General features: G+C 63.9%; 9 protein-coding genes and 1 pseudogene (1 of these 10 running past the window's edge). 6 read left to right on the top strand and 4 right to left on the bottom strand.

Annotation, left to right across the window (positions count from 1 at the left end; genetic code table 11):
- Positions 1-290, top strand: a pseudogene (locus tag CF161_RS31650) (VOC family protein) (it extends 121 nt beyond the left edge of the window).
- A 10-nt stretch (positions 291-300) separates the two neighbouring features.
- Here CF161_RS31650 and CF161_RS31645 read toward each other — a convergent pair.
- The 3 genes from CF161_RS31645 to CF161_RS31635 are packed head-to-tail and all read right to left on the bottom strand — an operon-like array spanning position 301 to position 2,975.
- A complete protein-coding gene (locus CF161_RS31645) occupies positions 301-1,041 on the bottom strand; it encodes a hypothetical protein (protein ID WP_156882765.1) in 741 nt (246 codons plus the stop codon).
- A gap of 9 nt (positions 1,042-1,050) precedes the next feature.
- The gene (locus CF161_RS31640) at positions 1,051-1,422 is read right to left on the bottom strand and encodes a DUF1801 domain-containing protein (protein ID WP_043231132.1); all 372 of its coding nucleotides are present in this window, start codon (positions 1,420-1,422) and stop codon (positions 1,051-1,053) included.
- Positions 1,422-2,975 carry a hypothetical protein gene (locus tag CF161_RS31635; RefSeq protein WP_020300720.1) on the bottom strand — a complete coding sequence of 518 codons (1,554 nt, stop codon included), beginning with the start codon at positions 2,973-2,975 and terminating at the stop codon, positions 1,422-1,424. Before CF161_RS31635 ends, CF161_RS31640 begins: the two co-directional genes overlap by 1 nt.
- A 175-nt stretch (positions 2,976-3,150) precedes the next feature.
- Here CF161_RS31635 and CF161_RS31630 point away from each other — a divergent pair, with 175 nt between their 5' ends.
- On the top strand, positions 3,151-3,549 hold the full coding sequence (locus CF161_RS31630) for a hypothetical protein (protein ID WP_020300719.1): 399 nt from the start codon (positions 3,151-3,153) through the stop codon (positions 3,547-3,549).
- Positions 3,546-4,166: a LysE family translocator gene (locus tag CF161_RS31625; RefSeq protein WP_020300718.1), complete on the top strand. Its 621-nt coding sequence runs from the start codon at positions 3,546-3,548 to the stop codon at positions 4,164-4,166. The genes CF161_RS31630 and CF161_RS31625 overlap by 4 nt, the downstream gene beginning before the upstream one ends.
- Positions 4,167-4,181: 15 nt before the next feature.
- Here CF161_RS31625 and CF161_RS31620 read toward each other — a convergent pair whose 3' ends face one another.
- Positions 4,182-6,638: a PAS domain-containing sensor histidine kinase gene (locus CF161_RS31620; RefSeq protein ID WP_020300717.1), complete on the bottom strand. Its 2,457-nt coding sequence runs from the start codon at positions 6,636-6,638 to the stop codon at positions 4,182-4,184.
- Between the two features lie 251 nt (positions 6,639-6,889).
- Between CF161_RS31620 and CF161_RS31615 the strand changes: the two genes are divergently transcribed.
- From CF161_RS31615 to CF161_RS31605, 3 genes are all read left to right on the top strand, one after another.
- Positions 6,890-7,711, top strand: coding sequence for a 5'-nucleotidase, lipoprotein e(P4) family (locus CF161_RS31615; protein ID WP_020300716.1), 822 nt, complete (start codon positions 6,890-6,892; stop codon positions 7,709-7,711).
- A 261-nt stretch (positions 7,712-7,972) separates the two neighbouring features.
- The gene (locus CF161_RS31610) at positions 7,973-10,051 is read left to right on the top strand and encodes a type VI secretion system Vgr family protein (RefSeq protein ID WP_020300715.1); all 2,079 of its coding nucleotides are present in this window, start codon (positions 7,973-7,975) and stop codon (positions 10,049-10,051) included.
- A 25-nt stretch (positions 10,052-10,076) separates the two neighbouring features.
- The coding region (locus tag CF161_RS31605) for a M23 family metallopeptidase (protein ID WP_020300714.1) at positions 10,077-11,087 on the top strand (1,011 nt) is incomplete at its 3' end.

Here is an 11,087-nt window from a genome sequence, read left to right as displayed (position 1 = left end):
ACCAGCACCCCTGGGCCGGCTGGAAACACCCCGAGCACGAGCGGCCGCTGTTCGTGATCGGCCGGCCGTTCGACGGTGAACCGGCAGCACCCGGCAACGGCCAGATGTTGGCCCTGCTGGCCGCCGACCGCGCCACCGTCGACCGCGCGCACGCCCTGGCCCTGAGCCTCGGCGCCCACTGCGAAGGCCCGCCGGGCCTGCGCCCGCATTACCACGCCGAGTACTACGGCAGCTATTTTCGCGACCCCGAAGGCAACAAGCTGTGCCTGGTGTGCCACCACGACCGCTGAGGGCGGGCGGCTACTGCGGGAACACCTCGATATGGCCTTCGACCAGGGCCAGCAGCGCCGCGTCCAGGCTTGGCCGCAGGCGCTGATAGGTGTGCTCGCAGGCGGCGAACAGCGGGTCCTGGCAGATGTTTGATAGCGGATCAGGCTGCTGCTCCCGTAGCTGGCGCTGGCGCTGGTCGGCCTGTTCCAGGGCGGCCGCCAGCTCATCGAGTTGCAACCGACGCAGTTCGGCCAGCACCTGGGGCAGATGGAAGTACAGGGCACAGTCGAAGCCTTCCCACTCTTCATAACCGAGCCATTCATGCAGGGTCATAAAGCTGCGCAAGGGCGCTGGCAGCGCCTGCAACTGATCCAGGCACAACCCGTACTCGCGCTTGAGGCCATGCACCGTTTCGACGGCACCGGCAATCAGGCCCAGGGCCCGCTCCGGGTCCCGGTGATGGGTCCGCAGCATGCGCTGGGTCAGGCTGAAACGCGCTTGCTCCAGGGCCGCCAGGGCCCGCGGCAACTCGTAGCCCGCCGCGCGCAGGTACGCCTCGGCTTGTGCGGCGGGCAAGCCTGTCTGAGCCACCAGATGCTGCACGGTCTCGGCCCGAAAGCGCTCAGCGGCCAAGGCCACATCACCGGCACAGTGTTGCAGCAGGGTCCGCGCATGGCGCACGCCCACCGGCACCGCCTGGCGCAGTTGCTGCAATGCCTGGAGTTGGGTGCTGTCCATCGTTCTGTCGGCCTCGTTATCGGATGCAGTCATCGGCCCGCCCTAGCCCGCCAATTGCCAGGCCTGGGCCAGCAAATCGGCGAGCCGTGGGTCCCGGGCGGCCTCCAGGGTGCGCACCTTGCGATGCCGGCGAAACTTGCCGCCGCCCTCCAGCAACTGCTCCGGGTCCTGCAGCAGGAAGCCCTGGCTGAACTCCAGCGTCACATGTTCGCGGTAGGCATAAATGCCGCAGAACGGCTGCGCCTGGCTGAACAGGATGCCGCCGTACTTCACCGTTTCACTGGCCATCGGGCACACCTTCAGCACCTGTTCGCGCAGGCATTCCACCAGGGCCAGCAGCTCGGGCTGGGCCAGGCGCAGATCATGCAGCAGGGTCTGCAGCGGATCCTGGGCCAAGTCTGTGTCCCTGTTCATTATTTAGCCCCCGGCTCGACAAAAAGCGGCGCGCCGTAGCGCTTGAACGAACGCGTGGAAGATTCCCCGACGTGGTGCCACCAACTGAGTTCCATGGCACCCCGGGCGTCCATGCGCGTGGCGATTTTTTCGGCAATCAGCGGCTCGCCGTCGAACTGCCGGACCACCGTCAGCGGCGGGCTCCAGCTCTGCGTGTCGGCGCTGAAGCGGCTGACTTGCACCTCATCCATCGGGGCGCTGCCGGGCCGCGAGCCCGAGGCATTCCAGTACCCGATCAGGTTCCAGACCAGCATGATATTGCCCGCCGCATCGACCTCGGGCGTGATGAAAAACGGGGTCTGCCAGCGCTGCAGGGACGCCAGGGTCCGGGGCGCGCTCCAGGCCTGGCGCGCCGCCTCATAGCGGGCGACCTGGATCCCCGCTTCCGGGCCGCTCCAGACCGTCACCGCATTGCCCGCCGGGTCCATGGCCAGGGGTGGAAAACCGTCGAGGTTGTTGCGCTTGCGCTGCGGGTCATCGAGCTGGGTCTGCTGCCATTTGTCGGTACGCGGGTTGTAGTGAGCAGAAAACAGGCCGTCGGTCTGATACCACAGCACCGCCACATCGCCGCGCCGGGCGCCCGCCACTACCGGTCGGCCCACCATGTAGTCGGACGTCGCGAGCGATCGCGGGCGGCTCCATTGCCGGGCTTGCGGGTCGTAGCGTGCCACCAGCAACGACGCCTCGAACGAGCCGGAAAACAGAAACGTCTTCACACTTTGCTGGCGCCAGGCGAGCGTGGCGAAACCGGAATCATCCACCACCAGCCGCTGCGCATCGACGCCGTAGGAGCGGCTGCCGATATCGCGATTGACCTTTTGCGGTTCGCTCCAGGTCTGCTGCCGGGCGTCATAGCGGGTGCTGCGCAGCTCATGGGGGATGGGCGAACCCGGGGTCGCTGCGCCTCGGGGCTGCTGGTCCCAGGCCACGAACACATTGCCCTGGGCGTCGATATCGGTTACCGGGCCGATGGACTTGTTGGTCGTGTCCCCCGGGTAGTTTCGATCCAGGCGCAGTGGCGCGCCCCAACGCCCGCTGTCGGCCTGATAGCGCACGCTGAACACGGTATTGCCGATCTCGCTCTCGGGGCTCCAGACCACGGTCAGGTTGCCTTGCCCGTCGGCCACCAGCGAAGGCGCGAACACATGGAAACGCTCGTTGCCCTGGGCGAGGATGGTCTGCTCATCGCTCAAGCGGCGGCTGCCGGCCTCGTAGCGCGCGGTCTTGAGCAGAAAACGCGCACCGCTTTCAGGGAACTCGAACCAGACCACCATGGCCTTGCCATCGCCACCGAGCGGCGACTGGTACTGGAACTGACGCGAATAATCGCCGTGGCCGACCTGCTCGCTCCAGCCTTGACCAGCCGCCTGGACCTGCATGGACACCGGGGTCGGGCGCGGCGCGGGGGGCTGTTCACTGGCCTGAAGCGCCAGCGGCAAACAAGCGCTCAACAGGCCCAGCAACATCGGCAGGGCGGCTCTGGCCGAGCCCCGGTAGGGTGCGATTCCTTTCACTTGAACATCCTGTCTGAGGGGGCGCCAATAACGACCGTCATCCGCGCCGTGGGATTCTCCTGAAGTCCGGGGCAAGAGGCAACCCGAGGCTGTCGCCAGCGCCACCCTATAGACGGGCCGAGGGTGCAGCGGCGAGTATTGGCCCTTTCGCCGTACACACCTGGATTGATCCCTTATGAGCAAACTCGCCTGCTGCTGTGGACATGTGATCGTCGACCAGACCGACGACCTGCCGTACAAGGCCAGCCTGCTGCGGGACCAGGAACAATCCATATTCCAGGAACGCACCCAGGACAGCGTCAAGCGCTTGCTGCAGGCGGTGAGCAACGATGGACTCGAGCAGTTGATCGCCGAGCAGTACGGCAACACGCCCTGGAGACCCCGACCCGATGAGCTGTTCCAGGATCAATTCACCAGCATCCAGGTCGCCTCGATGACCTGCCTGTATGAATGCCAGAACTGTGGCCGCCTGTGGGTCCAGCGAGCGGGCAGCCAGCAGTTCGCCTCCTTCGCCCCCGACAGCGGCCAGTACCTGGCCGTGTTGGCCAACCCCGTGCCCGAGACACCTGAATGAACACCACCACCCTGCTGCTCTACACCACCAGTTGCCTGATCGGCGCACTGATTCCCGGCCCCACTTCATTGCTGGCCATGGCCAACGGCACCTCGCGCAATGGCCGGCTGGTGGCGGTGGGCATGGCCGGCGCGGCGCTCTCGGATATCTTGATCATCGCCGCCGTCGGCCTGGGCCTGGGGGCGATGTTGATGGCTTCGCAGAACCTGTTCCTGGCCCTGAAATGGTTTGGCGTGGCGTACCTGGCCTGGCTCGGCATTCAGTTGTGGCGCAGCCAGCCCCGGGCCCTCGATCCATCGGCCATGGCCGGCGGCAGCCGCAGCGGCGAGGTGTTCTGGCGCAGTTTTTCAGTGGCCCTGACCAACCCCAAGGTGCTGCTGTTTTTCACCGCTTTTCTGCCGCAGTTCATCGACCCCAGCCAACCGACCCTGGTGCAGTACGCGCTGCTGGCGCTGGTCTCGGCAGGGGTGGATATCCTGGTGATGGGGCTCTACGCCGCAGGCGGGGTGCAGGCGGCGAAGGTCCTCACGCAAACCGGCATGCGCCGGCTCAACCGCTGCTGCGGCGCGACCATGCTTTCGCTGGCGGCGTTCCTGGCGGTCTACCGCAGGAGCTGAAAAGGCCTGTGTGCCTCAGGCGTCCCGGCGCACCGTGCCGGACTGGATCGCCGCGCTCAGCGCCTGGGCCAGGGCGTCCACCGAGTAGGGTTTCTGCAAAAACACGAACTCCCGCGAGCCGCCCTGGGCCAGGGCCGGGCTGTAGCCACTGGTGAGGATCACCGGCAGCCCGGGGTACAGCCGGCGAATTTCCTCGGCCAGCTCGATGCCGCTCATGCCGGGCATCAATACATCGGAAAACACCGCTTGAAACGGCGTGCTGCCCTGGGCCAGCAGCTTCAGGGCCTCGGCGGCACTGGTGGCCCATTGCGCGCGATAGCCCAGTTCGACCAGGGCCTGGGCCAGCAAGCCGCCGACCTCGGTATTGTCCTCGACCATCAGCAGGGTCGCGCCCTGGCCGTCGATCCGCTCCGGGCTGGCTGCCACTGGCTGCGCGGCGTCCGGCGCCTGCAGCGAACGCGGCAGGTACAGGGTAAAACGCGTGCCCTGCCCCGGCTGGCTGTCGACCAGCAACTCGCCGCCGGACTGCTTGGCGAAACCGAACACCTGGGACAAGCCCAGCCCCGTGCCCTTGCCCACCTCCTTGGTGGTGAAAAACGGCTCGAAAATACGCTCGATCTGCGCCGGATCGATGCCCGAACCGGTGTCGGCCAGGGACACGGCGACAAACTCCCCCACCAGCCCGGCATGCAACCCCTTGGCCGGGGTGCAGTGCGCCCGCTCGACCGCGATCACCAGCAAGCCCTCACCCTGCATCGCGTCGCGGGCGTTGACCGCCATATTGATCAGCGCGGTATCGAACTGCCCGGCGTCGGCATGAATGAAACACGGCTCGGCGGGCAGCTCGATCCGCAGCTCGATGCAGGCCCCCAGCAACGGGTTGAGCATATCGGCCACGGCTTGCACGCTGTGGCCCACGTCAAAGGTGTGAGGTCGCAGGTTCTGCTGCCGGGCATAGGCCAGTAACTGCCCGGTGAGCTTGCTGGCCCGCTCGACGGTGTCGGAAATCGCTTCGATGTAGCTCAGCCGCCGCTGCTCGCTGAGGTTGCGCCGCAGCAGGTCAGTGGAGGACTTGATCACCGTCAGCAGGTTGTTGAAGTCATGGGCCACGCCGCCGGTGAGCTGCCCCATGGCTTCCATCTTCTGCGCTTGGCGCAGCACGTCTTCGGTCTTGCGCAAGGCTTCGGCGGCTTCGCGCTCGCTCTGGACGTCACGGCCCACGGCATGAATATGGGTCTGGTCCGGCACGGCCGACCAGGACACGCTGCGGTAAGAGCCGTCCTTGTGCCGGTAACGGCCCTCATAGCTGGAAAAACTCACCCCGCGCGCCAGTTCGGCCACCACCTGGGCCGCGGCCACCCGGTCCTCCGGGTGCAGCAGCTCGTAGGCGCTGCGCCCCAGCAACTCGGCCTCGCTCCAGCCCAACAGCTGGGCCCAGGCCGGGTTGGCGGCGACAATCGTGCCGTTGAAATCGGCAACGATCATCAGGTCGGCGGACAGGCGCCAGATCCGGTCGCGCTCCTGGGTGCGCTGCTGCACCCGCTGTTCCAGGGAATCGTTGAGTTGCCGCAACTGCTCCTCGGCCTGGCGCGTGGCGCTGATGTCGCGGGAGATGCACAGGATCTTTTCCGGCCGGCCCTCGGCATCGAGCATCGGCGTGACCTGTACGTCCCACCATTTACGAGTGCCCAGCAGGGTTTCGGCCACCCCCTGGAACCGCGCCGCGCGACCTTCCTGGGCCGCCGCAATCGCCGCCCGCGCATCGGTGTTGCCCTGGTTCTGCCAGAAGTCGGGCCATGGGCAGCCCTGGATCGCATTGAAGTCACTGACCTCCATGACCCGCATCCCGCCTTCGCTCATAAAGGACAGCTTGCCGTCCAGGTCCAGGACCTTGATGCAATCGTTGCTGCTGGCCAGGACCCGGGTATTGAGTTCACGGGTCTCGCGCAGCGAGGACTCGGTGAGCCGCGCATGCTCGGCCAGCAGCACCTGGTCGCTGGTTTCCACGGTGCAGCACAACAAGCCGATCACGGTGTGTTGCTGTTCGTCGTAGACCGGGCTCATGGAGAACGACCACCACGTCTGATCCTCCCCGGGAAAGCGCTGCATGCGGATCGGCATGTCCTGCAAGCGACAGGCCTGGCCGCGATAAACCTGCTCCACCAATGGCTGGACCTGGGGCCAGGCATCGGCCCACAGGGTTTCGATGGTTTGCCCCAATGCGGTGTCCAGGCGCGGGCCGAGCACCGGTTCATAGGCGTCATTGAACAGGAACATTTTTTCCGGCCCCCAGAGCAGGTACATGCTCTCGGGCGACTCCAGCATCAGGCTCAGGGTGCTGCGCAACAGGCTCGGCCACTGCTCGATAGGCCCCAGGGGCGAGGTCGACCAGTCATGGGCACGGATCGCAGCGCCCGCCTTGCCGCCGCGAGGGACTGGGGTGCTGGAGATGGCGGGAGAAGACTCATTCATGGACGGAACACTGCAAAGAAGGAGGTATGGACGCTGTGGGCCGCTGGTGCAGCGCAGAATACCCGAGCCGTAGGGCCGACGATAGTTAATGCCGCCGCCTGATGGCCCTAGGCCTCGCCGTAGCGCCCGCAGCCGATTGCGTCGCGATGTTATGCAAAGGCGACCCGGGCATTGAGTGGCCCGACCGCTTGCTATAGAACCCATTGGCGGCCCGCGCCGCGCCTGCACTCATTTGCCCTGAAGGTTCGCCCATGACACTCAATAACAAGAAGATCCTGCCCCTGGCCCTCTCGCTCCTGCTGCTTCAAGGCGGCGCCGCATTCGCCGCCGAGGCACCGGCCTCGAACCTGCTGACCGCCGCCGTGGCCTGGAAGCAGACCGCCGCCGAGTTCCAGGCCCTGTATTACCAGGGTTTCAACATCGCCCGCCTGCGCCTGGACCAGGCGTTGCAAGCGCACAAGGCCGGCGACAAACCCCTGGCCATCATCAGCGACATGGACGACACCGTGCTCAGCAGCAACAGCTACTGGGGCTACATGATCAACGCCGACCAGGAGTTTTTCGACGATGCGGCCTGGGACAAATGGGTCGCCGAAAACGGCCCGGTAGCCACCCCGGGCGCCGTGGAATTTCTCGATTACGCCAAGTCCAAGGGCGTCGAAGTGTTCTACGTCACCAGCCGCGACCAGGGCGAAAAAACCTACGAATACGCCCTGGCCAACCTGCGCAAGAACGGCCTGCCGTTCGCCGATGAACAGCACCTGACGGTATACCGCGACAGCTCGAACAAAGAGCCACGCCAGCAGGAAATCGCCAAGGACCATCAGGTGGTGGTGATGCTCGGCGACAACCTCAACGACTTCAAACGCAAATACTACGTGGCCGACGTCGAACAACGCCGCGCCCTGATGACCGCCGACAAGGCCCAGTTCGGACAGCAATTCATCCTGTTCCCCAACCCCACCGACGGCCATTGGCTGAAAGCCATCTTCGGCGACTCCGAGCCCCCGGCCAGCGCCGAAAACCGCGCCAAGTTCAAGGCCGCGGCGGCGTCTACGACGTGGAAGCCGTGAGGGGTTAAGCCGCGGTTCTTGACCAACGCGCCCGTGCGAGGCTCAGGATGACGAATGGCTGAATAGCAGAGAGTCAGACTAAATATCACGTGATTTAAGCGATATTTCTCTGTGTTTTTCAGCGATTTCTTATATCCACGAGCCACGTAGACCCTGCACGCTCCTGCCGGCTAAACCCAAGCACGCCCACTTTGAGGGCGTGCAATCAAGCGCAGATTGTTCTTTCGCTTGATGTGGGTGACACGTTGCCGGGAGCACACCATGCCAAGCCAATCCGACCTGCGCTTCACCTTCAGCATTGGTAACGCGTCTTTTGACGTTGTTGAGTTCACGTTGCATGAAGCGTTGTCCGAGACCTTTCATCTTTGCGTCGAGCTGACTAGCGCCAACCCGGCCATCGACTTTGGGCAGGTGCTGGATCGACCGGCGCTGCTGACGCTTTGGCATGGTGAAACTCCCGTGCGCTATGTGCATGGCGCCGTGTCCTCTTTTGTTCAGCATGACAGCGGCTTCAGGCGCACACGCTATTCAGCGGTGGTCGAACCGCGCCTGGCACGGTTGAAGCTCAGCTCGGACTGGCGAATTTTCCAGACGCTGACTGTTCCGCAGATTACCGAGGCGGTGCTCAAGGCTCATGGCCTCACCCAGGATTACGAACAACGGGTCACCAACGAACATTTATCCCGCGAGTACTGCGTGCAGGCGAGCGATACCGACTACCACTTTGTCGAGCGCATCATGCGCGAGGAAGGGTTCTTTTATTCCTTTCGCCACAGTGCCGAAGGTCATCAACTGGTCCATAGCGATCGCCTGTTTATTCACGGTCGGGTGGGTGATGAGCCGGTGCAATACAACCCAACGCCTGGCGGTGATCAGCCGCAACCGGCTCTGCGGCGCTTTGCCTACAGCGAAAACGTGCGCACCGCGCGCCAGACCCAGCGCGACTACACCTTTCACCACCCTCGCTACAGCCATCAGCACAGTCGTGACGGCGTCAATCTCGACCATCAAGGCCGCCAGTACGAACGCTACGATTACCCGGCCCGCGCCAAGTTCGACGAGGCAGGTAAACCCTTCGCTGAAAACCGTTTGCGTGGTCATCGGCGTGATGCACGCATGGCCCTGGTGGAGGGTGATGATCCGCGCTTACAACCCGGCATTTCCTTCACTCTCGCGGGCCACCCACGGGAAGACATGAACCGTGGCTGGCGCCCTGTGAGCATCGTTCACCACGGAAAACAGCACACCAGCCAGGCTGAAGAAAGCGCCGAAGCACAACTCGGTACTCACTACAGTTACAAAGCCGAACTGGTTCCCGATGACACCGAATGGCGCGCCGAACCGCTGCCCAAACCACTGATCGATGGCCCCCAGAACGCCACGGTGGTCGGCCCTAAAAATGAGGAAATATTTACCGACGAATACGCCCGAGTGAAGGTGCAATTTCCCTGGGATAGGGACGGAAAAGAGGACGAATACAGCTCCTGCTGGATCCGTGTTTCGCAAAACATCTCGGGCGCGACCTGGGGCCATATGGCCATCCCTCGTATTGGCCAGGAGGTTATCGTCTCCCACTACAATGGCGATCCCGATCAACCGATCATCACTGGCCGAACCTACAACCGCCTCCAGCTGCCGCCCTATGAGCTACCTCGGCACAAGACCCGGATGACCCTCAAAAGCAAAACCCACAAGGGCGAAGGCTTCAACGAACTGCGCTTCGAGGACGAAAAGGATCAAGAGGAAATCTACGTCCACGCCCAGAAAGACCAGAACATCCACATCAACCACGACGAAACCACCTTCGTCGGCCACGATCGCAGCGAGCAGGTCGAGCACGATGAAACCATCAGCATCGGCCACGACCGCAAAGAGACGGTCGGCAATGATGAGCAGGTCAATATCGGCCAAGACCGGCGCCACGATATCGGCCAGGACGACTCCCTGACCATCGGCCGCAACCACACCATCCGCACCGGCAAAGACCGCACCGAAGAAGTCGGTAACCACCGCCGCGACAAGACTACCGCCAATCACTGGGTCAGCATCGGCGGGCACCAGGAACACAACGTGGAAGGCCGATCCGAGCTACAGGCAGGCCAGGCGATTCGCCATCGCTCGCAGGTCATCGAACTACAAGCCGGCGAAGTGATGCGCATACGTGGCCCTGGCGGGACCATCACCTTGCACGATGGCGGCATCACCCTGGACGGCGTTGCCATCAACATCAAGGGACCGCTGAAACAGCAGGCTGCCGGCAGCGGCTACACGTTGTCCCTAAATGGCCAGCCAATGCCCGGTCTTCCCCTTGATCCGAACAGCCTGCCACTGTCCGAGTAGCGGCCCGGCCCCAGGAGCGCTTTAGATGCTTGTCAGCTTCCCCTTCCTGCGCAACGCCGATCTTCAAGAGACGGATACGATCGACGATGGCACCTTCAATCTGGGCGAGAAAAGCGGTAAAGGGGCCTTTCCCGTCAGCCACCAGTTCGGCTGGCATGGCGGCGTGCACCTGGTAGCCCCAGGCGCACCGAACGATCCCGAGCCCGTCCGCGCCATCGCCGATGGTGAGGTTGTGTTTGCCCGTCACAGCGACCCGATGCCGCTCAACAGCGCCAGCGCCGAGATCCAGGCCGCCCACCCATTGCTGTACTACACCGGCTGGACCAGCAATGGCGTCATGCTCATCAAGCACCAAACCGAGATCGGCGAAGGGGTGAGTGTGACCTTCTATTCCATCTACCAGCACCTGCACATCGTGGCCAACAAGCCGGGCACCGAAACGCCGCTGAAAAAAGGCGACAAGGTCTACCGCAAAGACCCGATCGGCAAGGCCGGGGCCGTCTACGGAAAACCCAATCGTATCCACTTCGAGATCGTCGCCGACCAGCGCAACGTGGAAGCGCTCATGGGCCGCAGTGCTGGCCCACTGACCGCCCCGCAAGGCCGGCGCACCAGCGTATGGGGCGACATGCATATCGTGCTGCCTGCCCGTACACCTCTCTACGCCCAAGACCCTCGTACCGTGACGGCATTCTATGTGCTGCCTGTTGACCCCTATGGGTACAGCCTCACTAGCCTGGGCTTAGGGCTTAGCAACAACACCCTAGAGTCGGTCGCACGACGCTTCCACACCACTCCCGAACGCATCCGTGAGCTCAACGGTACACCCGCCAAAGCACCTAACTGGTGGTCAACGGTAACGACGGGAACTACGGTCGCCCAGCGCACCATTCGCGTACCGGCCCAGTACGGCGCCGCAGCGAGTGCACCGCCCTCGGACCTGACCCTCGACGATTGGCGTACTTGGCAAGTCACCCGCAGTAGCGTGACACCGGCTGATCTCATCATCAGCCTGAGCGAAGTGCGAGGAACCATC

The sequence above is a fragment of the Pseudomonas sp. CF161 genome (assembly GCF_000416215.1).
Lineage (GTDB): Bacteria > Pseudomonadota > Gammaproteobacteria > Pseudomonadales > Pseudomonadaceae > Aquipseudomonas.
This window is presented reverse-complemented; position numbering and strand designations above follow the sequence as displayed.

Bases quoted from the DNA above. Each gene is read 5' to 3' on its own strand.
- CF161_RS31630 (WP_020300719.1), top strand. From the start codon at position 3,151: ATGAGCAAACTCGCCTGCTGCTGTGGACATGTGATCGTCGACCAGACC.
- CF161_RS31645 (WP_156882765.1), bottom strand. From the start codon at position 1,041: ATGACTGCATCCGATAACGAGGCCGACAGAACGATGGACAGCACCCAA.
- CF161_RS31625 (WP_020300718.1), top strand. From the start codon at position 3,546: ATGAACACCACCACCCTGCTGCTCTACACCACCAGTTGCCTGATCGGC.
- CF161_RS31615 (WP_020300716.1), top strand. From the start codon at position 6,890: ATGACACTCAATAACAAGAAGATCCTGCCCCTGGCCCTCTCGCTCCTG.
- CF161_RS31640 (WP_043231132.1), bottom strand. From the start codon at position 1,422: ATGAACAGGGACACAGACTTGGCCCAGGATCCGCTGCAGACCCTGCTG.
- CF161_RS31610 (WP_020300715.1), top strand. From the start codon at position 7,973: ATGCCAAGCCAATCCGACCTGCGCTTCACCTTCAGCATTGGTAACGCG.
- CF161_RS31620 (WP_020300717.1), bottom strand. From the start codon at position 6,638: ATGAATGAGTCTTCTCCCGCCATCTCCAGCACCCCAGTCCCTCGCGGC.